The sequence below is a fragment of the Dysgonomonas sp. 25 genome (assembly GCF_010501075.1).
In the GTDB taxonomy this organism is placed as follows: Bacteria; Bacteroidota; Bacteroidia; order Bacteroidales; family Dysgonomonadaceae; genus Dysgonomonas.
Window position 1 is genome coordinate 200,045 of the sequence record NZ_QVMN01000004.1, and the last position, 24,707, is coordinate 224,751.

General features: G+C 44.0%; 15 protein-coding genes and 1 tRNA gene. 10 read left to right on the plus strand and 6 right to left on the minus strand.

What is annotated here, in order from left to right; all coding sequences use genetic code 11:
• Positions 1-45: 45 nt before the first annotated feature.
• Positions 46-127: transfer RNA gene (locus D0T66_RS08525), tRNA-Leu, on the minus strand.
• Between the two features lie 201 nt (positions 128-328).
• Here D0T66_RS08525 and D0T66_RS08530 point away from each other — a divergent pair.
• The 7 genes from D0T66_RS08530 to D0T66_RS08560 all read left to right on the plus strand — a co-directional run bounded on the left by D0T66_RS08530 (position 329) and on the right by D0T66_RS08560 (position 11,359).
• Complete coding sequence (locus tag D0T66_RS08530) at positions 329-2,359, plus strand: peptidylprolyl isomerase (protein WP_163356852.1); 2,031 nt, start codon at positions 329-331, stop codon at positions 2,357-2,359.
• Positions 2,356-3,228, plus strand: a complete 873-nt coding sequence (locus D0T66_RS08535; RefSeq protein ID WP_163356853.1) for a peptidyl-prolyl cis-trans isomerase — start codon at positions 2,356-2,358, stop codon at positions 3,226-3,228. Before D0T66_RS08530 ends, D0T66_RS08535 begins: the two co-directional genes overlap by 4 nt.
• 90 nt (positions 3,229-3,318) lie before the next feature.
• On the plus strand, positions 3,319-4,686 hold the full coding sequence (locus tag D0T66_RS08540) for a peptidylprolyl isomerase (protein ID WP_163356854.1): 1,368 nt from the start codon (positions 3,319-3,321) through the stop codon (positions 4,684-4,686).
• Positions 4,687-4,728: 42 nt separating this feature from the next.
• The gene (locus tag D0T66_RS08545) at positions 4,729-6,444 is read left to right on the plus strand and encodes an OstA-like protein (protein WP_370520780.1); all 1,716 of its coding nucleotides are present in this window, start codon (positions 4,729-4,731) and stop codon (positions 6,442-6,444) included.
• 14 nt (positions 6,445-6,458) lie between these two features.
• Entirely contained in the window at positions 6,459-8,309 is a 1,851-nt protein-coding gene (mutL, locus tag D0T66_RS08550) for a DNA mismatch repair endonuclease MutL (RefSeq protein WP_163356855.1), read from the plus strand.
• Between the two features lie 3 nt (positions 8,310-8,312).
• Entirely contained in the window at positions 8,313-9,239 is a 927-nt protein-coding gene (locus tag D0T66_RS08555) for a TIGR01212 family radical SAM protein (protein WP_163356856.1), read from the plus strand.
• Between the two features lie 206 nt (positions 9,240-9,445).
• On the plus strand, positions 9,446-11,359 hold the full coding sequence (locus tag D0T66_RS08560; protein WP_163356857.1) for an alpha-amylase family glycosyl hydrolase: 1,914 nt from the start codon (positions 9,446-9,448) through the stop codon (positions 11,357-11,359).
• 60 nt (positions 11,360-11,419) lie between these two features.
• Here the strand turns inward: D0T66_RS08560 and thrC are convergent, their stop codons facing one another.
• The 3 genes from thrC to D0T66_RS08575 all read right to left on the minus strand — a co-directional run bounded on the left by thrC (position 11,420) and on the right by D0T66_RS08575 (position 17,466).
• The gene (thrC, locus tag D0T66_RS08565; RefSeq protein ID WP_163356858.1) at positions 11,420-12,718 is read right to left on the minus strand and encodes a threonine synthase; all 1,299 of its coding nucleotides are present in this window, start codon (positions 12,716-12,718) and stop codon (positions 11,420-11,422) included.
• 409 nt (positions 12,719-13,127) lie between these two features.
• The gene (locus D0T66_RS08570; RefSeq protein ID WP_163356859.1) at positions 13,128-15,086 is read right to left on the minus strand and encodes an FISUMP domain-containing protein; all 1,959 of its coding nucleotides are present in this window, start codon (positions 15,084-15,086) and stop codon (positions 13,128-13,130) included.
• Positions 15,087-15,246: 160 nt separating this feature from the next.
• On the minus strand, positions 15,247-17,466 hold the full coding sequence (locus tag D0T66_RS08575; RefSeq protein ID WP_370520781.1) for a bifunctional (p)ppGpp synthetase/guanosine-3',5'-bis(diphosphate) 3'-pyrophosphohydrolase: 2,220 nt from the start codon (positions 17,464-17,466) through the stop codon (positions 15,247-15,249).
• A 1,224-nt stretch (positions 17,467-18,690) separates the two neighbouring features.
• On the opposite strand from D0T66_RS08575, the gene D0T66_RS08580 reads away from it, so the two are divergent.
• Positions 18,691-20,043: an FISUMP domain-containing protein gene (locus D0T66_RS08580; RefSeq protein ID WP_163356860.1), complete on the plus strand. Its 1,353-nt coding sequence runs from the start codon at positions 18,691-18,693 to the stop codon at positions 20,041-20,043.
• Between the two features lie 590 nt (positions 20,044-20,633).
• A complete protein-coding gene (locus D0T66_RS08585) occupies positions 20,634-22,094 on the plus strand; it encodes an aminoacyl-histidine dipeptidase (protein ID WP_163356861.1) in 1,461 nt (486 codons plus the stop codon).
• 90 nt (positions 22,095-22,184) lie between these two features.
• Here D0T66_RS08585 and D0T66_RS08590 read toward each other — a convergent pair whose 3' ends face one another.
• On the minus strand, positions 22,185-22,739 hold the full coding sequence (locus tag D0T66_RS08590; protein WP_163356862.1) for a hypothetical protein: 555 nt from the start codon (positions 22,737-22,739) through the stop codon (positions 22,185-22,187).
• A 355-nt stretch (positions 22,740-23,094) separates the two neighbouring features.
• Positions 23,095-23,619 carry a hypothetical protein gene (locus D0T66_RS08595; RefSeq protein ID WP_163356863.1) on the minus strand — a complete coding sequence of 175 codons (525 nt, stop codon included), beginning with the start codon at positions 23,617-23,619 and terminating at the stop codon, positions 23,095-23,097.
• Between the two features lie 258 nt (positions 23,620-23,877).
• On the opposite strand from D0T66_RS08595, the gene D0T66_RS08600 reads away from it, so the two are divergent.
• Positions 23,878-24,474 (plus strand): hypothetical protein, encoded by a 597-nt coding sequence (locus D0T66_RS08600; RefSeq protein WP_163356864.1) that lies wholly within the window; start codon positions 23,878-23,880, stop codon positions 24,472-24,474.
• Positions 24,475-24,707 lie beyond the last annotated feature (233 nt).

Consider the following 24,707-nt stretch of genomic DNA (forward strand, 5'->3'; position numbering starts at 1 on the left):
GAAAAAAGCGACAAAAAGAAGAAATCTTCCATTTGTCGCTCTCAGTGCGGATGAAGGGACTCGAACCCCCACGCCTCACGGCACCAGATCCTAAGTCTGGCGCGGCTACCAATTACGCCACATCCGCGGCTTTTTGCGTTAGCGGATACAAAGATATAATAAAACTTTTTCTGAGCAAGGTTTATTCCATATTTTTTCTGTTCTTTTATCCGGGGCAGGAATAGAACCTGCTGTGATTTTAAATATTTTTAGACGCTCCGGTAAGGGCAAAATTCCTATATTTCTCGTATCTTTGCAACTCTTTGATTCTTAAATAAACAACTATAAGATGAGATATATCTGTTTTTTCTTACTTGCCTTTCTTGCATTACCACTTTCGGCTCAACAACAAGATATTTCTATTGCGACTGTAAACGGGAAGCCCGTTTACCTTTCCGAATTTGAAACTGCATACAAAAAGAATAGTCTGGATAATTCCACTGACAAGAAGAATCTGGAAGATTTTCTGGATAAATATATCGATTTCAAACTGAATGTAGAGGAGGCATATACCCAGAAGCTCGATACCAACGAGAATTACCGCTACCAATATGATGTGTTTCGTTCGAGCTTGGTTCAGCCATATCTGGACGAAAGTGCTTTTCATGATGAGTATATTGCGATGCTCTATAACCGAATGACGGAGGATGTAGATATCAATCACGCTTTCGTTCCATTCGACACTGAAAGCAATATCGTTTTTGCCGCAGATACGCTCAAAGCCTACAAAAAAGCGATGGAGCTTCGTCAGCAATTGCTGAAAAACGGTTTCAAAGGGAATGCCTATCGCGATTATACGCTTATGCCCGATCTTGTTCCCGATTTTAACAAAGCGAACGGTCATATCGGCTGGATTACGCCTTTTATGTTCAATCTGCAAACCATAAATGTGGCATATTCTATTCCTGTGGGCGAAATCAGTATGCCGGTCAGGGCTGCCGATGGCTATCATATTATTCAGGTTTTGGGTAAAAGGCCGGCTATCGGAACGCGTACAATTGAGCAGGTTGTATTTATGTATCCTTCCATTCCGCCGACTAAACATCAGGTAGACAGTGTGACGCGAGTTGTGCGCGAACTTAAGAAGTCGATAAATACCGATGCTGATTTCCGCGAATTGTGCCGTGCATATACCGAAGCCTATGGTCTGGGCGAGAACGGTTGTAGCTTCGAAGCTGTCACCCTCGATAGTAAACTGCCGCCGAATTTCATACATGCTGTCTTCGACTTGAAAAAAGATGGAGAAATAAGCCTTCCCGTCACAACCATGTTCGGGGTGCATATCATCCAGCTCAAAGGCTCGCAGCCTATCCAACCATTAGCCGAGATGAAGGAGAAATTGTATACGCAAATCTCCAAAAGCGATTATGCCTATTATCTTGCTACGGAGTTTCAGCATTATTTGTTCCGTAAATATCATCTCGAACTGAATGAGCAGGCATATCAAAAATTAGCGGAAGTTGCCGGAAAAATAAATCCCGAGACAACTGATTTCTCTATCAAGATAACCAATAGAAACGATATCCTCTTCGCGATTGACGATACCATCCGCTATACAGTAGGGCAGTTTATGACCTATATGGAAGAACAACAGTTGATAGATAATTCGAACGAAAAATTCCAATTAGAACAGCTATTCGGGCAAAGTTCGAAGAATCCATATAATTTTACTACCGACAGGCTTCAGTACCATATCGATCAATTTGCTGCGCGGCAGCTGCACGGATATGTCACTGCAACAATGGATGAAAGGCAGCCGGATGTCAGGTGGAAATTGCAGGAATTCTCTGACGGATTGCTGGCGTATGCTGTGAAAGAAAAAAATATCTGGAGTAAAAATGAAGTCCTTGATTCGGAACTTGAATCTTTCTATAATAAGCATAAATCGAAATACCACTGGGCTACTCCGCATTACAAAGGCTATATTGTCCGTTCGGTCGATAGAGAAACAAAAGCGGAAGTGGATAACCTCCTGAAAACGGCTAAATACGGGGGTGATATCCGCCAATTGCTGCAAAGTGCCTTCGGCGAAAACTGGAAGGATAAGATTTTTATCAGCAAAGGTGTTTGGGAGAAAGGTGCGAATGCTTATGTAGACAAGGCGATCTTTAAAATGCCGACTACTATTGCGCCGAATAATAAATATCCCGAATACACTGTTTTCGGTAAGCTGTTGAAGAATCCCGAATTATTCGAAGACGTAAGAGGCGAAGTAGAAGCCGATTACCTCGAAAAACGGGAAGCCGATTGGAACAAGTCTTTGCGCGAGAAATATACGGTAGAAATCGATCAGGCATCTATAAAGAAATATCTAAAATGAACAAACTCGTAATAAATACAATACTATTATTCGTAATATTGGCCGGGTTTTCCTGCAAAGAATCGGGCGATAAGAAAATAGACGAGAACAGGGAGCCGATAGTCACGGTGCTTGATCAAACCTTGTATAAGGATCAGGTAGAAGCTGCCCTTCCGTATAAATTATCGGAAAAAGACAGTGCCGATTTTGCAGCACAGTACGTGCAGAGGTGGATTGCCGATGTGCTGATATATGAGAAAGCAAAAAAGAACATCATCGACAACAAAACGATAAACCAACTGGTCGAAGATTACCGCAAGTCGCTCATTATCCATTCCTATCAGGATGAGTTATTGAATAACCTGCTGGCAAATAGTGAGAATCTTTCGGACAAGAAATTAGAAGAGTTTTACGAAGCCAACAAAAAGCAGTTCACCCTGAAGGAGCCAATTATAAAAGGCTTGTACCTGAAGATTCCGGCAGAGTCGTCGCAACTGACAAACTTCCGCAAATGGTATTCGCAGGAAAATGAGAATGCTCTCGGGGATATTGAGAAAAACGCTTTGCAGAATGCTGTCGGGTACGAATATTTTTACAACAAGTGGGTTAACTTCGATCAGATATTTTCGACTATCCCCAAGCAGGTGAGCGATAAAGATCAGTATGTGAAAACGAATAAGTCCGTCGATGTGCAAGACTCCTCTTTTGTCTATCTGCTACACATCAAAGAATATAGGCTGACGGGCGACGAAGCCCCGTTCGAATATGTACGGGATGAAGTTTCGCATATGCTCAAAGAACGCGATCGGGCTCTTTATATGAAACAGATACAGGAAGACCTGTACAACAGGGCTGTTGCCGATAAAGAGATAAATTTTCATAATAAATAGACTATACCCGATTTCTTTACGTTAAGAACAAATAAAGAATGTTATAATAATCGTTATCTTTACGCCACAAAATAAAAATCGTCAACAAATATGATAAAACGGACAAGTAAACTGATCTTATTATTTTTCCTGCTGGCAGCAAATAGCATCAGCGCTCAAGACAATGTCATCGACCAGGTAATATGGGTCGTAGGAGACGAAGCGATCCTCAAATCGGACATCGAGCAGGTTCGTATCGAGATGCTTGCGCGGGGCGAGCGCCTCAATGGCGATCCTTATTGCTTTATACCGGAGCAATTGGCTGTGCAGAAGCTGTTTCTCGATCAGGCAAAAATAGACAGTATCACCGTAACCAATGCCGATATATCCCGTCAGGTTTCTTACTACGAGAATATGTATATAAGCAATATGGGATCGAAAGAGAAGGTTGAAGAATATCTGAAAGCTCCGATGGCAAAGCTGCGCGAAGAGTGGCGCGAGGATATCCGTAATAACTATATGGTAGAGCAGGTACAAGATAATATAACCAAAGATAAAGTCAAACTGACACCATCGGAAGTGCGCCGCTATTACAGCCAGTTGCCACAGGATAGCTTGCCGTATATGCCGACAACGGTCGAAGTGCAGATTATTACGCACGAACCGGTCGTTCCGTTGGACGAGGTGAACCGTATAAAAGCCCGTCTCCGCGAATACTCGGAAAAAATACAATCGGGCAAAGAAGATTTCTCTACACTGGCAATCATTCACTCGGATGATACCGGTTCGGCACTCAATGGAGGTGAATTACCATTCTACGGGCGTGCCGAGTTAGACCCCAGCTTTGCTAATATGGCATTCTCGTTGAATGATCCTACTAAGGTGTCGAATATTGTAGAGACGGAATTCGGATACCATATCATTCAATTAGTGGAGCGTCGCGGCGATCGTATAAAAGTGCGCCACATCCTCCTCCGCCCGAAAATAGCCGATAAAGAACGAAAAGAAGCTACCAACCGGATGGATTCGCTCGTAAGGGATATCCGCGCCGAGAAATTTACATTCGAAGAAGCAACTGTTTTGTCGGCGGACGAAGATACACGCGCCAACAACGGGTTGATGGTTAATAAATCGGAGAGCCGCTCTTATAGCGGAACATCCCGTTTCCGCATGGAAGACCTTCCGCCGGAAGTGAGTAAGGTAGTGGATAAGATGAAAGTAAACGAAATCTCCGAGCCATTCCTGATGAAGCTATCGAATGAGAAGGAAGTCGTTGCCATCGTCAAACTCCGTTCCCGCACCGAAGGGCATGTCGCCAATATTTCGGATGACTATCAGGCACTCAAAGCTATCGTTGAACAACGGAAACGGCAGGAAGTACTCAGCAAGTGGGTAAAAGACAAGATAAACAGTACATATATCTATATCGACAAGAACTGGATGAACTGCGACTTCAAATACGAAGGGTGGGTAAAATAGTCCTTGCCGAAACCGAACCGGCTAAAAATAGCTAATTCTAACGTGATTAATAGAATATTCAAATATCTAAAGCAAAGGCACAGAATACCGGCTCTCGGTGTTTTGTGTCTCATTGCTATATACGCATCGGGGCAAACCTACCTCTCTTCGCGGGCGAAGCTTCCTGTATTTCCGCAGGAAGAATTATACATGGAAGTTCAGGCGCCCGATACCGTCGCACCGGCCAAGCAAACAGATCAATCGAGGGTTATTATTATTAAGCATGCTAAAAAGCTGGACAATAGTTCGGCCCGCAACCCCGATATCAATGTGCTCTTAGACAGCGTAATCCTTACGCATGCAGGAGCTTCCCTTTTTGCTGACAGCGTTTATCTTTACGAGCAGTCTAACAAGATGGAAGCCTATAACAATGTCCGTATGGAGCAGGGCGATACGCTCTTTCTCTATGGCGACTTTATGGACTACAACGGGAATACCTCTATCGTAAAGGTGAGGGATAATGTGCGCCTCGAAAATAGTTCGGTGACGCTCTATACCGACAGCCTCAATTACGACCGTAACCTCAACATGGGGTATTACTTCGACGGAGGAATGCTGGTAGACGAAGAAAACGAACTGACATCCAACTGGGGACAATACGAACCTGACAACAAACGTGCCCTTTTCAGGGACAATGTGAAGGTTGTGAATGCCAAATTTACGCTCGAATCCGACTCGCTGGAATATTATACAGAGACCAAGATAGTTAAGATAGTAAGCCCTACCCGGATAGTTTCCGATAGCGGGGTTATCCATACCTCGAACGGTTGGTACAATACCGTGACCGAAGAATCCGTATTGCTCGACCAGTCTACCGTTTACAGCAATCAGGGCGATAAGATTCTGCGTGGTGATTCTATCGTCTATCACAAAGGGAAAGGATATGGCGAGGTATTCGGGAACATGTTTATGCAGGACACTGTACGCAAAGTCATCCTGCGCGGGCACTATGGCTACTTCAACGATTCCACCGAATATGCTTTCGCAACCGATTCGGCTTATGCCATCGAGTATTCCGAGAAAGACAGCTTATTCTTGCATGCCAACATTCTGGAACTCGAGAAAGACTCGATTTACCGCGTAATGAAAGCCTATCACGAAGTTCGTTTCTACCGCCGCGATTTGCAAGGTGTTTGCGATTCGATGCAGTTTAATTCGCGCGACTCGGTTTTGCACCTCTTCCGCGAACCTGTTTTATGGCACGAATCGAACCAGATATCGGGCGACACGATAGATGTCTTTATGAACGACAGCACCATTGATTATATCCATGTCAAAAGATACAGCTTTTCCATCGAACGGAAAGATTCCCTGATGTACAACCAGATGAAGGGGCGCTCTATGAAAGCCTATATGGCAAACGGGAAAATTAAGCGGATATTTATCGACGGCAACGCCGAATCCATCTATTATCCCGAGGAAGACGACGGAACGGTTTTAGGCTTGAATCACATGACCAGCGGCTACTTCGAAGTCATATTCAACGACGAAACCAAGCTGGAAAAGATGAAAGCATGGCCCGAACCTGTCGCTAAGCTTTCGCCTCCCGACCTGATATTGGATAGCGAACGACGCTTACCAGACTTTGTCTGGCTCGACTATCTCCGCCCGAAAGATAAAATGGATATCTTCCGTAAGGTGAAGAAAAGAGCCGAAGACATCAAAGAACATAAATCAATTATACCCGATAATTTCGAGTTTCCGGTAGAATTCGAATAACGACTTTTCTTGTAATGAGTGATATTATACATCTTTTGCCCGATTCGATAGCCAACCAGATTGCAGCCGGAGAGGTTGTGCAGCGACCTGCTTCTGTTATCAAGGAGTTGGTAGAGAACGCAATAGATGCCGGTGCGGATAGCATACAGGTTATCATCAAGGATGCCGGACGGACACTCATACAGGTAATCGACAATGGAAAAGGAATGTCTCCCACTGATGCCCGCCTCGCTTTCGAGCGGCATGCTACTTCCAAAATCAGCAAAGCTGAAGACCTGTTTGCCTTGCATACAATGGGCTTCCGTGGCGAAGCATTGGCCTCTATTGCTGCCATTTCGCATGTCGAATTGCGGACAAGAAGAGCCGAAGACGAGATTGGTACACTCCTCAAGATAAACGGCTCGGATGTAGAGATGCAGGAGCCTGTAGCTTGTCCCGCGGGGAGCAATTTCTCCATTCGCAACATCTTCTTTAATATACCGGCTCGCCGTAAGTTCCTGAAATCGAACGACACGGAGCGTCGCCATATACTGACCGAATTTGAGCGCATCGTATTGGTCAATCCGCAAGTCGAATTTTCGTTTGTCGATAACGATGTCGAAGCCTTGCATTACCCTGCGAGCAATCTCCGGCAACGTATCGTGAACGTGATAGGCAAAAGCTTCAACCAGCAGCTGATAACCCTCGATATAGATACGTCGCTTGCCAAAATATATGGCTTCATCGGTAAACCCGAGGCGGCACGGAAAGCCCGCGCATTGCAGTACTTCTTTGTCAACGGGCGCTATATGCGGCATCCGTATTTCAACAAAGCCGTGACGTCGGCGTACGCGCATCTTTTGCCCGAAGGGGCGAACCCGAATTATTTCATCTATTTCGACGTTGCGCCCGATACAATCGATGTAAACATACATCCCACCAAAACCGAGATTAAGTTTGAGAACGAACAGCCTATCTGGCAAATCCTTTCGGCAGCGGTGAAAGAAGCGCTTGGCAAATTCAATGCCGTGCCGACAATCGATTTCGATACCGACGGGGCTGTTGAGATTCCGATATATAACCCCGTGCAGAGCAATACACCGCCACAGGTGCATGTCAATCCCGACTATAATCCCTTTAAATCCACTTCGGCTGGAAGCGGAGGAGGACAATCGTATAACCGTCCGAAAGTTGATTGGGAGCAATTTTACCAAGGATTTGAGAAGGAGAAAGAGGTTTCGCAAGATACCGTTCTCCCCGACGATGATAAGACACTCTTTTCTGCTGCTGAAACGAAGCAAGAGAGCGAAGTGTCCGCATTGGATCTCAATATCCATTATCAGTATAAGAACAGGCATATCCTGACCTCTGCCAAATCGGGATTGATGCTGATAGACCAGCACCGGGCGCATACCCGCATCCTGTTCGATCAGTTTATCAGGGAGATACAACAGAAAAAAGGTATCTCACAACGAACGCTTTTCCCCGAAGTAATCGAACTTTCGCCATCAGAAGCAACAATGATTCCGTACCTCACGGATGACCTCGAAGCTGTAGGGTTCGACCTGAGTTTCTTGGGCAACAATTCGTATGCTATCAATGGTGTTCCGTCCGAAATAATGAATGTGGATGCCGTACAGCTTATTCACAACATCATCAACAAAAGCATCGAAACAGGCTGCGACGTGAAAGAGGAGATACAGGAAACATTGGCTCTCTCCATGGCATATGCTGCGGCTATCCCATACGGGCAGAAGCTGACGGATGAGGAGATGAACCGCATTGTGGATCAGTTGTTTGCCTCGCTTTCGCCAAAACATACGCCCGATGGCAAAACGATAATTGCTATGCTCGAGGACGAGAATATCGACCGCATGTTCCGATAACCTATGAGAAACGGATATTACAGAGAATTCGGCGAACTGCTCACCTCGCATTTTCCCTACAAAGTACAAAAGATATCGGTTAATGCCGGTTTCACCTGTCCCAATCGCGATGGTGTAAAAGGGGTAGGAGGTTGTACCTATTGTAATAATCAGAGCTTTAGCCCGGGATATGGGGCTACGGAGAAAAGTGTTACCAAGCAACTCGAAGAGGGTATACGCTTCTTTTCGCACAAATATTCTGCGATGAAGTATCTTGCTTATTTTCAGTCTTATACCAATACGTACGACTCTACGGATAAGCTGATCGAAAAATACGAAGAAGCACTTTCGTATCCGGATGTCGTGGGATTGATAATCGGCACACGCCCCGATTGCATGCCCGACGATTTGCTTGCTTATTTTGCCGGACTGAATAAAAGGACTTTCCTGCTTATTGAATACGGCTTGGAGTCTACGCTCGACCGCACATTGGCATTTGTCAACAGAGGGCATACCTTTGCCGATAGCTGCGAAGCTATCCAAAAGACGGCTTCTGCCGGAATAATGACAGGGGCGCATCTCATTCTTGGGTTACCGCACGAATCGAAAGAGGAGATTCTGGCGCATGCCAACCTTATCTCGCAATTGCCTTTGACTACCATTAAGTTGCACCAACTGCAACTTATTCGGGGGACGGTTATGGCGCGCCAATTCAGAGAGCATCCCGAATGGTTCGACCTTTTCGCAGTAGATGATTATATCGACCTTTGCATCGACTTCGCCGAACGGCTGAATCCTGATTTTTATATCGAGCGCTTTGTTTCGCAGTCGCCCAAAGAGCTGTTGATTGCACCGGATTGGGGATTGAAGAATTTTGAATTTACGGCCAAAATATTAAAAAGATTCAAAGAGCGGGATACGAGACAAGGAAAATATTTCGTATCAAAGTAAGTTTTTCTTATAGATAATTTATTTCCTTTCCGATAACAAAATCCTTACTTTATAGCTAAATAGAGTGTGCGTAAATTGTTGATTTTATGTATTGTAGTTTTTGTTAGGGCTTACTTTTATAGCTTACTCACAAACTAAAATCAGGATATCTGTGTTATTTTTGTGATGATACGCGATATTACATCAAATATAAAACCTTACTGACCATGAATAAATTCTTCCTGTACGCATTGTACATCTTCCTCCCTTTATCATTTATAGCCTGTAGCGATAGCGACAACGATCCGAAACCAACACCACCACCAAGTGGTAGTGTGAGTGATTACCGCGACGGTATAACCCGTATCAGTAACGATTCGCTTGCGTTTGTCCTCTTTGCCCCGAACAAGGGTACGGTGCATCTGATTGGGGACTTCAATAACTGGGCGGTTTCGGACAAGTACAAAATGACGAAGGACGGCGACCGTTTCTGGATAAAGATAGGTGGCCTCCAAAGCAATAAAGAATATGTTTGTCAATACCTTATCGACAGCAAGATCCGCATTGCCGATCCGTATGCCAATAAGATTTCCGATCCGTGGAACGACGGCGAAATCACATCGGACATATATCCTGACCTGATTCAATATCCGACGGGGAAAACAACCGAAATAGCGATGGTAGTAAGCACTGCGCCCAATAATTATTCGTGGCGGGTAGATAACTTCCAGGTGGCTGCTCCCGAAAAATTGACTATCTATGAGATTCTGATTCGTGATTTTACCGAGCAACGGACAATCAAAGGTGTCAAAGGAAAGGTCTCATACCTCAAAGATTTAGGCGTGAATGCTGTCGAGTTGATGCCATTCAACGAGTTCGAAGGAAACGATAGCTGGGGATATAACCCGTCTTTCTATTTCGCTCCCGACAAAGCTTACGGCACATCCAACGATTTCAAGGATTTTGTAGACGAATGCCACGCAAACGGCATCGCCGTCATTATGGATATGGTATTGAATCACAGCTACGGACAAAGCCCGCTGGTACGTATGTATCAGGATACATCTACCGGTCAGCCGACTGCCGATAATCCGTGGTATAACCAACGCTCGAACTTCGACAACCCGGATGCTCAATGGGGGTATGATTTCAATCACGAAAGCACTTATACGCAGCAGTTTGTCGATAGTGTATTCTCTTATTGGATGAGCGAATATAAGATAGACGGCTTCCGCCTCGACTTCACCAAAGGATTTACCAATACGCGCTTCGCTAACAGCGGCGACGAGGCTTGGGGAAGTGTTTACGATGCTGCCCGTATCAATATACTGAAACGCATTCATAATGAGATAAAAAGGCGTAAGCCGGATGCCCTGATGATCTGCGAACACCTCTCGTTCAATGAAGAGGAGAAGGAACTATCCGATGCCGGCATCTTGCTGTGGGGCAATATCAACCATAATTCGTGCGAAGCCACCATGGGCTGGACGCAGGATAATGGTGGCGGCAACTGGAACTCCGATATCTCGTGGGGATCGTATAAAGAAAGAGGCTGGACACAGCCGAATCTCGTCACCTACATGGAAAGCCACGACGAGGAGCGCCTGATGTATAAGACCTCTCAATGGGGAAAAGTGAATGGCACATATGATACTACAGATCCTGTAACGAGAGCCGAACGTGCGTCTGCGGCGGCAGTTATACTGATGTCGATTCCGGGACCGAAAATGATATGGCAATTCGGCGAACTGGGCTACGACTACAAGTTAGGCAGCAGCATGGAAGACGGACGCCTCGATAAAAAGCCTATCCGTTGGGATTACTACAACGAAGCCGAACGACGCGCTTTGCATGATGTGTATGCCCAGATGATAAACCTGCGCAAGACGAATGATGCCTTTGCTGCGTCGGATTACACTATATCCCTTGCCAAGCCGGTTAAATCGGTATTGCTGAAATCGGGAAATACGTATATCTGTGCAATCGCTAACTTCGACACGGAAGCCGTAACGGAGACAGTCAACTTCGGCAAAGCGGCAACATGGAAAGATTATTTTACCGGAACAACATTCGCAACGACCGGGCCAACAGCTTCTATTCCACTGCAACCCGGCGAATATTTGCTCTATATAAGCGAATAACACAGACCAATGACAATGAAAAAGCCTCTTTAGTGAAAGAGGCTTTTCCGTATATGGGTGTTATCGAAGCAGATACTTCTTGAACTCTTCAAAGTCGGCTACCATCTCTATACGCTGCTTAGTGCCTTTCATAAAGGCTTTCAACTTATCGGGGATGCTGACGGGCTGCCCGATAATGGCTTCCACTGTTTCGAGGAACTTGGCAGGATGAGCTGTTTCGAGGAACACACCTGTTTCGTCCTTGTCCAATCCTTCTTTCAATGCCCTGAAACCACATGCACCATGCGGATCTAACAGATAGCCTGTTCTGTTGAAAGTCTCTTTTACGGTCTCGCTTATCTGCTCGTCGGTATAGCTGTAACCGCTGATTTCGTTGACGATAGCTTCGTGCGAATGTCCGTATAAATCGAGTACCCGTGCAAAATTGCTGGGATCGCCTACGTCCATTGCATTGGCTATTGTCTGCACCGATGCGCGAGGGGAGTAGACGCCCGTGCGGAGGTATTGCAGGAATATATCGTTGCGGTTGTTGGCTGCGACAAAGCGCTTCACGGGTAATCCCATACGCTTGGCGATCAATCCCGCCGTTATGTTTCCGAAGTTCCCGCTTGGCACGCAGAATACAACATTTTCGGCTTTTCCTTGCTTTTTCAATTGCGCATAGGCATTGAAATAGTAGAATGCTTGCGGCAGGAAGCGCGCGACATTTATCGAGTTGGCCGATGTCAGGTTCAGCTTGTTGTTGAGGTCGCTGTCGAGAAAGGCTGTTTTGACCAGTGCCTGACAGTCGTCGAATGTACCGTCTATCTCGAGGGCTGTGATGTTCCGCCCTAAAGTAGTGAACTGGCACTCCTGTATGGGGCTTACTTTCCCCTTGGGATAGAGGACATGTACATGAATACCTTCGACCCCTAAGAAGCCATTGGCAACGGCGCTGCCGGTATCGCCCGAAGTGGCGACCAGCACATCGACGTCTTTTTGTCCCTGCTTGCGGATGAAATGGGCTAACAACCGCGCCATAAACCGTCCGCCTACATCCTTGAATGCAAGGGTAGGACCGTGAAACAGTTCGAGGCTATAGATATTATCCTCGACGTGCACCAGCGGAGTTTCGAAATTCAACGTATCGTACACAATCGCTTTGAGCGTTGCGGCATCTATATCTTCCCCGAAAAAGGCATCGGCCACGGTATAGGCGATCTCCTGAAAGGACAGTTTATCGATGCTTTCGAAAAAGGATTGCGGCAAAACCTTTATCTCTTGCGGCATATACAAACCCTTATCCGGCGCAAGCCCTTTGACAACGGCCTCTTGTAGTCCGACTTCGGGTGACTGTTTGTTGGTGCTGTAATATTGCATATTTTCTATTCAATTTCTTGTCAAACGAATTACAAAAATAGCATTTTTTTATGAATGGATTCTATTTTTAATCATTTTGATTGTTGAATAAAAGATCGGATACTTTACAAACTTGACAATTATTACACGATACAGTGTTTTTTTGCCTTGTCATTTTTTATTACTTAACCACGAAGAACGCAAAGATTCTACACAAAGGGCACAAAGTAAAAGAACGGTTCTGTCATGCCGAGCAAAGCGAAGCATCCCGACCAGAGGATGAACAACGTAATGAGCTCCCTCGCATCCGCTCGGGATGACAAAGTATATGTCAACTTGTTTACTCGTCTACTTGTCAACTCTTCTTATATAGATAAAGTTTCTTGTAACTCGTAACTGCCCGAAGGGCGAAGTAACTGTGCGAAGCACATCAGTCTTTTTTGCAACGGACGGAACCGCTATTTGGTCGAGTCCAATCAGATCTTTGTATTCCACCTGTATTAGATATTTGTCTATACCATGCACTATATCCTTCACCACTAGCTGTCATCAAAAAATCCCCTTGCATATACCCATTCTTATAAATAACATTCATCCCAGGACGTAATGTAGATGAGATAATGTTACTTGCAGCATTAGAAATATAATAAGTATGGAGAGGTGCAGGACAAAGGTCATACATCGCATACCCATGAGTAGAACCTCTATAACCTGTTGCAGCTATTGTTATAGATGCATTGGCATCTGCGAGACTACTATATTGACTGGTATTGGTATCCATTTCTATTTCCAGTTGAGTCCACTCCCAGTCGCTCGGCAGATGCCATCCATTTGGGCAAATACCTTGTATCTTATCTACTTGAGGATCTATATTAGGAGTTGCTGCATTTTCGCCATCTGTGATATTAGCCTGCCCTGAATAGTGTAACAAATTTCCATCGACATCGTAATATCCACGGCTATTAGTGGCTGCAGCCCAATTGTAAAGGAGTCCTAAACGTGGATTATTGTTATAGACAGTAGCATTGTCAAAATTGTCAGGGCTGGGGTAGATCCACATAGGTGTAGCCGCATGTATATTGGCGGGGCGACTTGGATAAGTAGGCAGAGGTATATTCACTTGTTTATCATCCCCTGTTCGTCCAGGAAAAGCAAAGCTAATGGCAGCTAAATTATTTAGCATCCAACGCCCGGCAGTTCCAAAATCACCTGATAGAAAAATATTGCCATCTTGATCTTTATGCAGCTGTATACCATTTGCTTTTGTTATCGGATTTACTCCATCATTGTATGTGCCACCTGTTGCAGGTATCGAATTTATATCGGCTACGGCAAAACCCGCTCGGATAGCCCACCCTTCCATGTCTGGCTCATCAGTACAGTTCAAAACAGGAACAGTTATATCTCCGAAGCGTTTAGTTATTTCGGTATCGGCTATAGTAATGTACGAATAACTATACTTAGTGTTGGCTGTTGGCGTGAAAGTAAGGTTATCAGTTGCATTACCACCCAATGTGTTATTTGATCCACCAAGAGTTGGAGTAATTGTAGCTCCTGATACACTTACAATAGAGGCTTGCCATGTTGCGTTACCTCGTACAGGAATAGTTCCGGAGAGATAAGGAATCCAGGTTGGTGTAGCTGAACCGTTGACCCAAAGTGCATAATTGGTTTGATTAAGAACAAGCTCCTTAGTTACAGGAGGACATTCTTCGGAATAAATAGCAAAAGTCACTTTCGATTCCCGCGTACGCCACGGATTATAGATAGTCACCAAGGCGCTGGTCATATCATCCGGATAAACTGATAAAGCTGAAGGGCTTGTTGTCCAACTTGTTGGTGTTATATGCGTATAGGCTTGTGTAAATTGCAGTCCTCCTCCTATCGAACTCGTCAGCGATGACCAAGCTGCGTGCGTACCCCTGTCCCATGTGAAGTTTAACGTTTGCGCGGCCGATGTACGGGCATCCATTCCACTGGGTATATGTAGCGTATCTACCATATATAATTCGGCAGCCGAAAGCACTTCGTTGTCTGTCACCTGTTCCCAGCCGCTTCCCGTCCACACATACAGTCCTTTCGCAAATTGTCCGTCACAGGCAGTTGTATTATATACTGTTAATCCCGTATGCAAAACATCTTCCGCGGCTTTATTTGTTCCGGTATATTCGCTCGATCCGGCAGTAAACATAGGATATAAATTATCAGGATCGGTTAATGAAACGATAGGAAGCTTCATCCCTTTGGTTGTTGTTCCGTTCATTTTCAAATCGAGCAACGCTCCGGGGTTTGGTGTTTGGTCACTCCCTATTGTTACTTGTCCGGTGAGTGTTGTCGCAAAAGTAAAGGCTAAAAGTATTAGCATAGCTTGCGTCAAAGTCTTTTTCATAAAAAAATAGTTTAGTTAGTGTGTAAAATATATTTGTGTTATTAAACGCATGTTGTGTTTAATTCTTAATTTCTGTGCGGCAAAGAAAAGGATTTTTTTTAAAATTAACAAATCTCAGGCAACTAAAACAGAAAAAATATCTGTTAAAAACAGAAAAAAATCAGTTCAACCGGCTGACCTCTTTTACCCCTTTTACGGTTTTCAGTTTTTTGATTAACCCGTTCAATGCAGTAGTGTCACTCAGCATGACCGACATATTTCCCTGAAAAAGCCCGTCGATAGAATCGATGCTGATAGAACGCATGCTGACGCCCGACTCTTTGGATATAATAGAGGTGAGGTTGTTGATAATGCCAATATCGTCCTTGCCGATAATACGCAGCGTAATGATGTAGCCGCTTGCCGATTTTCCCGACCAGCGCGCAGGCACAACCCGGTAAGCAAAGCGCGCGAACATATCCTTGGCGTTCGGGCAATTCTTGCGGTGAATTTTTATTCCTTGTGAAGAGACAAATCCGAATATTTCGTCTCCATAAATCGGGTTGCAGCATTTCGCCAATTTGTAATCGATGCCCGTAAGGTTGTGATCGATAACGAGTTCTTCGCCACTGGACGAATGTTTTTCATCTTCATTCAGATGAGGTATAAATTGATCGGCACTTGTTGTCTCGTGCTTTTCATGCAATTCCGTTTCTTTCTTCCCGAAGTCGAGGTATTGATCGATCACATTGTTGATGTCGAGCGTACCATCTGCTATTTTGATATAGAAGCCCGTTACCGTTTTGAATCCTAATTTCTTGATGAGCCGCATCAGGTTGGGCTCGTAATCTTCTATCTTGCGATTTTTGAAGCGGCGCGCCAATAATTCTTTCGCAATCTCGACCTGTTTGTTCGCTTCCTCTTTCAGTTGCTGGCGGATACGGTTCTTGGCCTTGGAAGTGGTTACGATGTTCAGCCAGTCCTGTTTAGGCGATTGGTTGGGCGATGTCAGTATTTCTATCTGATCCCCGCTTTTCAGTTTGTGGCGGATAGGCACATTCTTTCCGTTCACCAAGCCGGATACGCAGGTAGCCCCTACCTTGGAATGGATAGAAAAGGCAAAATCGAGGACGGTTGCACCTTTCGGCAATTTGTGCAAATCGCCCTTCGGGGTGAAGACGTATATTTCTTCGTCGTAAAGGTCGAGCTTGAACGCTTCCAGCTTCTCGGCCGTGCCGAGCGAATCGTTTTCCAATACTTCGCGCAGATTGGCAAGCCATTCGTCCAGTTTGCTCTGGCTATCTTTCACGCCTTTGTATTTCCAGTGCGCGGCGAATCCTTTTTCGGCTACTTCATCCATCCGCTTTGTGCGGATTTGCACCTCCACCCAACGCGATTCGGGCCCCATGACGGTTGTGTGCAGCGATTCGTAACCATTGCTTTTGGGGATGGAAAGCCAGTCTTTCAGCCGTTTAGGGTTGGGCGTGTAGAGATCGGCAACGACGGAATAGACCTGCCAGCATTCGGCTTTTTCTTTGCTTTCTTCCGAATCGAGGATGATACGGATAGCAAACAAGTCGTAGATATGTTCGAAGTCTACCTGTTGCTTTTTCAGCTTGTTGTTGATGGATGAAATCGATTTTACGCGTCCTTTTATATCATATTTCAATCCCGAATCTTTCAATCGGTTTTCTATCGGCTTGATAAATTCCCTGATATATTTGTCACGGACTTCGCGGCTTTCGCTGATTTTCCGTTCGACGAAAATATAGGAGTCGGGATCGGTATATTTTAAGTAAAGATCTTCAAATTCGGTTTTGATGGCATATAGCCCCAATTTGTGAGCCAGAGGGGTATAAAGATAAGAAACTTCCGTCAGGAGATTCATCCTTATCTTTTCATCGAAGCTCATCGCGTTGCGCATCATATACAGGCGGTTGGCTATCATCAGAAAGATGACACGCATATCTTCAGCCATGGATAGGAGGAGGTTGGCATAGTTCTCGGAGGCGAGTGCCGATTGGGTTGCCTCCATGTCATTTATTTTGATAAGGCCTTTGACAATCTTCGATACGTCCTGCCCGAAAGTTTTCTTTACTTCTGCTTCGGAAATAACATGTTCGGTAACAGGGTTGTACAAAAATACAGCAAGGATGGCCGAGCTTCGCAGCCCCATATATTCCATTGCCACAAGAGCTGTATTGACAATCGATTCCAATAGGCTGAAACTCTTCCGTCCTCTTTGGTATATACCTTTTCGCAGCGATTCTTTCAGTATATTCCGCAGTTTGTCGAATTCTTCAGCAGAAAGGCTATTATGGGCATCCTTCAATAGCCGTTTGGCGATCGAGGGTGTTACGTTATAGTCTTTTTTTATGTCATTTTGCTTATTTAAACTCACATCAAATAGATTTTTGATTTATTATCCGATGATTATTTGCCCTATCGAAATAATATGCTGCAAAGGTATTGCTTTTTTATAATAAAAACGGGATTATAACATCTTTTTACTATTCTTTCTTCTTGCAAACAAAAAGCCGAAATAGGTTGTGTTTTTCGTGAATAATGTGTTTCTTTGTGATGCTAATAAGTATGTAATATCTGATAATGGCAGGTTATAATCGCTTTATATTTATAGATAATTGTCGTTTTATCAACATGATAGTTGAAAAAATGAGACTTCCACACACACACACACACACACACACGGAATATAATGAATATTTCGGGTTAATCCAAGGTTTCAGAGAAGAATTTTCAAAGAAAAGTTACTTCGCCCTACGGGCAGTTACTTCGTGCTTCGCACAGTTACGAGTTACAAGAGATAACTTGCGAACTGCTGTACGGCTTTGCCCCTACTCGTCACTCGTAACTTGTAACTCGTCTACTGAAAAATATGCTTGTGTTAATGTCAGGGGTATTTCCGGCTGCGACAGCCGTGGACACCTCCCCCCAGCCCCCTCCACAAGAGGGGGAGCGAGGGGCAATCTTTCAGTCAACAGTTATCAGTCAACAGTCAACAAAATTAATGTAGGGGCGAAACATCGTTCGGCGAAGCGCAGGCGAGCCAAAAATCTTTCGCCCGCAATATCCGACATATATGGGGCAATGTTTATTGCCCCATACAAAGCTATAACGAGATCTCTCGTAGTCACTCGGGATGACAAGGCTAGCAGTCTAATGTTGCCACGCCTTTTAAGGCGTGGGTATGATTGCATCTTTCAGGAGGTGACTTTAGTCAAAAGATATTTGGCTAAAGCCCTTTTTGAACTAACCCTTCGAGACCTCCACTTAAAAGTGGAGGCAATTAAAAAGGACATACATGCATGTGTGCGCCCGCAAATCGATATATCGGGCAGACACATAGGTCTGCCCCTACACAAAAACCGAAAGAGATCCCTCGTATCCACTCGGGATGACAATAACCGGCCCCCTTTATCCCCCAAAGGGGGAAATGGGTTTACGCCACCATTCAACAAAAAACGAGAATATATCCTTCTCTTAGCCTCCCACACGGGGAGGTTTGGTAGGGCTAAAATACAATCAAACTTATTATTCACTTCATCTTTTCTTGCTCCCCCTCTGTTGGAGGGGGCAGGGGGAGGTGGTTAATTCTTTATATAACATGAAACAGAAAATCTTGACACAGGCTATTATCATATTAGCCTTCTTAACAACAACAATTAACCTGCACTCTCAAGTAACAATAGGAAGTAACCAAGTGCCGAATAAGGGTGCTCTATTGGACTTGAAAATGGATAGCCAAGGGATGTCTACCAAAGGTTTGGGCTTGCCACGGGTGGAACTGAAGGACATCAGAACGAAAACCGATCTTGCCGAAACTATGGGATTGGCAAGTGGTACGCTCAATGCTGCCGATCATGTGGGATTGGTGGTCTATAATATCGGGAAAGAAGAAACGTCTGAGGCAACCCGTTTTTGTCCGGGGGTACATCTCTGGGACGGCTCGGAATGGCAGGCATTGACAAAGTATCCCGATATACAGGAGCAGCTAACGTTTGTCAGTTCCGACGGCCGTAGTTTTGAATACTTAGATGCCAGTAGTCCTGCCAGTGATTGGCCTGCGGGAAAAAGTGCCGCAGACTATCCTCTCGGCTATATCGGGACTTTTACGGATAGTCGCTCTGGCGATACACCTCAGGTTTATCACTATGCCCGCTTCTATGTAGGGTATAAGACGAAGAAAGAAACTTATAATGTGCAAAAGAGCTATTCCTGCAATCCGGCCAGCCCCATTTGGAATGCAGGAACGACAGAGACGCGACAAATACGGGTGTCTTTTGACGATGGCGTATGGATGACAGAAAACCTACGTGCCATTAAATTCTCTGATGGAGGCAATATTACTCAAAAATCCACTTCCGACCACACGTTAAGTCCTTACTACCATTATCCTGCTCTGCAGTCTTCCAATCGCGCTACATTGGGCGTCCTCTACAATTGGTACGCAGCTATCAATATGGGTTCGGGTCCCGGACAAACACCCGACCCCGGATTTGTGATAGAACAAGGTGGTAGTGCTGAAGAGGATGTGCACATACAAGGTATTTGCCCTACCGGGTGGTGTTTGCCAAGCGATCAGGAGTGGACCGATTTGGAAAATGGGATTATTCTGAAAACAGCTACTTTTAGTTCCACCCCTGATATTGGTGGAGCTTTGCTTTCTTATGATGATAGCAGCTTTCGAGGTACCCACGGTACTGCTATGAAAACCATTACTCATTCAGGTAGTAGCAAAACTGCAATGCAAGGTGGCTTCGATGCTATTCCAACAGGTTACGTCGTAAATGGTTCAGCTTTGGGGGGAGGCCTTTCTTATTTTTGGTCATCCAGTGCCCATGGACTTTATTCTCGATGGTGCTGGCATCGCTACTTAGCTCAAGTTCCTACTGGGATGGAAAGGAATGGGAGTACTACCATTTGCATGTTTCCCGTCCGTTGCAAGAAAGACGACTAATCAGTTACTTCGCCCTTCGGGCAGTTACAAGTTACGAGTTACAAGAAACTTTATCTATATAAGAAAAGTTGACAAGTAGACGAGTAAACAAGTTGACATATACTTTGTCATCCCGAGCGGATGCGAGGGAGCTCGTTGCGCTTTGCGCTGTTCGTAGTCGGCGCGAGATGCTTCACTTTGCTCAGCATGACAGGAGAAAAAATGACAAGAAAAAAAACACTGTATCGCGTCAAATTTGAGTCGCCTACGCTCCTCGATTGTTAATTGTCAAGTGTGTCAAGTTTTGACTAAATTTCGATTGATTATCAGTGATGTAGTTTTTTTGCAAAACTTGACTGCTCTATTAGTCCTGTAAAGAAGTTCTCCGTGATCAAAAAAGGCAAAAAAAGTATTTCAAAAAAAATATGTATTGTAAAGTTTTTCGATATTTAAATTATTCATTAACAGGAATAAAAGTGCTTGGCAGGTGTGATGGGTCTAATACGAAAAAGTGACACGTTTGTTCCTTTTACATGCGGATTCTCGTAGGCGGGTTGGTAGATTTTGCTATCTTTGTTATTATTCATTTATAATAAAATAAAATATATACTATGGCAAAAGACATATTAGGGCTTAAACCGGCCAAGCTATGGGAATGCTTTTATGAGCTGACTCAGATTCCCCGTCCGACAGGGCATACCAAAGAGGTAGAAAAATATATAGTAGATTTTGGAAAATCGATGGGTTTAGACACAAAACAGGATGAAGTAGGGAATGTGCTTATCACCAAACCCGCTTCGGCAGGGATGGAAAATGCACCGACCGTAATCCTGCAAAGTCACCTCGATATGGTTCCGCAAAAGAACTCAGATGTACAACACGACTTCTTGAAAGACCCTATCGATGCCCATATCGATGGCAAAGTGGTTCGCGCCAACAAAACTACTTTGGGGGCGGATAATGGTATCGGCGCGGCGGCAGCTATGGCTGTGCTGGCTGATAATTCGCTGAAACATGGAAAGATAGAGGCCTTGTTTACTATCGACGAAGAAGTAGGTATGGTCGGAGCTTTCGGCTTGAAGCCGGGTTTTCTGACTGGTAGTATCTTGCTCAATCTGGATACGGAAGAGTTGGGTGAGTTATGTGTCGGTTGTGCCGGAGGAGCGGATGTGAATGCCGAATGGGAATACAAAGATGTGGAAGTTGCGCCGGGGGATGTTGCCTACAAAGTAAGCCTTACCGGATTGCGCGGAGGTCACTCCGGAACAGAAATTCACTTGGGGCGCGGAAACGCAAACCGTCTGATGTGCCGCTTGCTGAAAGATGCGGTAGCCAATTACGAGGTACGTCTTGCGTCTATAGATGGCGGTTCGTTGCGTAATGCTATCCCGCGCGAGGCATTTGCTGTGGTGACGGTGGCTCCGGAGGATAAAGAGGATTTTCTTGCTTTGGTGAAAGAATATGAGACGACTTATCGCAACGAGTATAAGGCTACCGAAAACAATATCTCATTGGTGGCTGTGCCGGCTGATATGCCAGCGACGCTTATGCCGGAAGAAATACAGGATAGCGTAATCAATGCCGTTGTGGGTTGCCAGAATGGGGTAATCAGTGTGTTGACCGATTCTATCTTTGCCGGAACGGTGGAGACGTCTACTAATCTGGCTTCGGTGAAATCGCAGCCGGGCAAATTGGAGGTGAAGATTCTGACCCGCAGTTCGTCCGAAACACGTAAAGATGAGATTTGCTCTTCGCTCGAAAGTGTGTTTATGCTTGCAGGAGCAAAAGTAAGTATCGAAAATCCTTATCCGGGATGGCAGCCGAATGCCGGTTCGAAGACATTGAAGGTGATGGCAGATTTGTATAAGGATATGTTTGGTGAAGAATCGAAAGTCGTTTCAGTTCATGCCGGATTGGAGTGTGGTATCATTCTTTCCAGCACGCCGGGCTTGGATATTGTATCGTTCGGGCCGACTATCCTGAATGCGCATTCGCCTGACGAGTTTGTCGAAATAGATACAGTTGAGCCTTTCTATAATTACCTGCTGAAAACGTTGGAATTGCTGAAATAACGGTTCTCTTATCATATACAATAACGGGGTTGCTTCTTTATGATAGCAACCCCATTGTTTTCAAGACAGAACCAGCGTTCTTTTTATCTTTTAATAAGCTGATTTTCTACGTAATCTCTTTACTACTGTGACTCTTTCGAAGTTCGTATTCCGTATATCGAAGTAGCTGATGTAGTATTCGGGGTTATTGTTGAAGTTATACTTGTAGTCCCATGTGAGTACCATATCATTCTCCTGAAGTTCCATTTTGCATGCCACAAGAGAGAATAAGATGAAATAGTTTTCGCTACTTGGCGCTCTCATGTTCATCAGCAATTCGTTGTTGGGATATAAATAGAATTTCCCGGTCGTTATGTCGTTGAATATTCTGTTATCCGACTCGCTGTAGTCGATCGTTAATTTACTGTCGGCGGTAAAAGTATAGGTTGCATTGCGGTCGGTCATCAGTCCGAACACGCCGAGTAGTTTGCTATCAGATTCGGATTTGTTACTCTTTATGTCTATCTCGTAGGATGTTACTACCCATTCGCTGATCAATCCTTTAGGAATTGGCAATTCGTTGTTCCCATCATCGCCACATGCGGTGAAAAGACAAATAAGAACGAGTGCGAAAAGCTGCACGAGATATGTGTTTGCTACTTTCATAAAATACTTAATTTTTCTTTTTTGTGTGATTATTCGATTCGTTTATCTATGTATGGAGTACGAAATTAGTGGTAAAAGGCAAAGGTGAATTTTTTTTGAGACGAAATAGAGTGTTTCGTAGACGAATCGGCTCTTTTTGTCGGTAAATCACAATTGTAACTCACTTTTCCTTTCCGTGTCAACGGACAAATATTTCATCCCGTCTGCTATCCGGGTAATGTGTCTGTCGTAATCATCGTTGCTGCAAGTGGGAAAAACAAATAAAGGGGTAATGCGAAAACCGCACAATATTTGTATTCGACACTCTCATACATATTCAATCCTTATTGTTGATACTGGTTTGCCTCACATCGGATTATTTATTCTTACGGGTAAACGTTTTTAAAATAGTCATTGTCTTCGTTTCTATGCCCTCGGGATTTCCTACCCCTGCTTGCCGGTATAAATCGACAAGCTTTTCGCGCGAAAGATTCTTCGCCATATCATACGTGATATGGAGTGTGTTGTCCGAATCGGCCATTTCTATGCTACACATGCCGGGCAGGCCGCCTACCGACAGATTTTTCTCATATACGATATAAATCCCTTCGGTCAACACTTGATCTTCGTTGTCTTTGTAATACGAGTAATGATAATAACGGCCTTTGTATTCTTTGCACGAAAGAATGTTGCCGGTTTCAGTTTCTTCTTGCGTGTTAATGTAATCCTTTAAAAGCTGTGTAGCTTCCGTATTATTGGTCTCTATATTGAATTGAGTGTCTTTGTATTCCCATTCGCCTAACAACTGAACAACATACCCGTCGTAATCATCGTCGCCGCATGCCGAGAAAAGCACAGAGCAGATGAATAAGCATAAGCAGATACGTATTTTGACTTTCACGTTGTTTCGTTAAAATTTACACAAATATACATAAAAAGCAGCGAATGTTAAATGAGATTTTGCGAAAAGGTCTATTTTCATAAAAAAAGAATATAAAAAGTGTATATTTCTTTGATTAATTTATCTATAGAAAAGTGATAGTTATTTTGATATTTTAGTTTCTTTATGATTTTTAGAAGTGTTAATGGTGAAAACGATATTACCTTTGTACATTCAACGACACATAGAAATACCAAAGCAAATAATAAATGTATGCATATGAAAGCTGCTGACTGTGTAAAATTAGAAGATAAAACAATTTTCAAGAAAGAATACCTGAAGCAAACCGGCTGGTGGAAAAATTATTCGTTTATACCTCCCTCTTTATTGCTCTTTTTGGGATTAGCCGGACTGATTTACCTTACTAAGGCTGAAATGCTGGTAACTTTCTACTCCATTCCATTTGTTCTTGTCTTTTTGTTGGGCACGATATGGATGAAGGCGGTAAAAAAACATATACGGGACGCAAAATTTAATCATCCGGAAACCTTCCGGGTATGTCTGGCTCAACCGGTAACTACAATTAACGGTTATACATGCCTGGTGTTTACTCTTGGGCAGAAAAGGCACAATGCATTTTTTGCAAAACAATTGGCTGAAGAAATCAGTGTCGATGAAAATACGCTTTCGCTCTATAAAAATAAGGTGCAAAAACAACACGTCCAATCTGTAGATGCCGATTGTTATGTGATTGCATATCCGACAAGTATTATTCATAAGAAAAATCCTTTGTGGGACGAGAATAAAGAGGTGCTTCCCCTTCTTTATGTGGACGAGAAAAACGTCCTTGTCATAAAGGGGAAAGATCTGAAATAACAGCATTTTACATAACGATAATGCGCCCTTTACATCGTAAAACGTGCACCTATGATTGTATACGTGATTGCGAAATAATTTTTGTAATATTTGTATATTTTATAAAAAAGTCTACCTTTGTAAAGAGTTATTTATTAGAACAGAATATTTGAGATTCAAAGAGAGGTCACAAACGTCTGACTCATAGTACTTCTTATAAAATAGTAACTTTTTATGGATTAAGAAAACAGGTA

Coding starts and splice junctions, on each gene's coding strand:
- D0T66_RS08530 (WP_163356852.1), top strand. CDS start 329: ATGAGATATATCTGTTTTTTCTTACTTGCCTTTCTTGCATTACCACTT.
- D0T66_RS08535 (WP_163356853.1), top strand. CDS start 2,356: ATGAACAAACTCGTAATAAATACAATACTATTATTCGTAATATTGGCC.
- D0T66_RS08540 (WP_163356854.1), top strand. CDS start 3,319: ATGATAAAACGGACAAGTAAACTGATCTTATTATTTTTCCTGCTGGCA.
- mutL (WP_163356855.1), top strand. CDS start 6,459: ATGAGTGATATTATACATCTTTTGCCCGATTCGATAGCCAACCAGATT.
- D0T66_RS08555 (WP_163356856.1), top strand. CDS start 8,313: ATGAGAAACGGATATTACAGAGAATTCGGCGAACTGCTCACCTCGCAT.
- D0T66_RS08560 (WP_163356857.1), top strand. CDS start 9,446: ATGAATAAATTCTTCCTGTACGCATTGTACATCTTCCTCCCTTTATCA.
- thrC (WP_163356858.1), bottom strand. CDS start 12,718: ATGCAATATTACAGCACCAACAAACAGTCACCCGAAGTCGGACTACAA.
- D0T66_RS08570 (WP_163356859.1), bottom strand. CDS start 15,086: ATGAAAAAGACTTTGACGCAAGCTATGCTAATACTTTTAGCCTTTACT.
- D0T66_RS08580 (WP_163356860.1), top strand. CDS start 18,691: ATGAAACAGAAAATCTTGACACAGGCTATTATCATATTAGCCTTCTTA.
- D0T66_RS08585 (WP_163356861.1), top strand. CDS start 20,634: ATGGCAAAAGACATATTAGGGCTTAAACCGGCCAAGCTATGGGAATGC.
- D0T66_RS08590 (WP_163356862.1), bottom strand. CDS start 22,739: ATGAAAGTAGCAAACACATATCTCGTGCAGCTTTTCGCACTCGTTCTT.
- D0T66_RS08600 (WP_163356864.1), top strand. CDS start 23,878: ATGAAAGCTGCTGACTGTGTAAAATTAGAAGATAAAACAATTTTCAAG.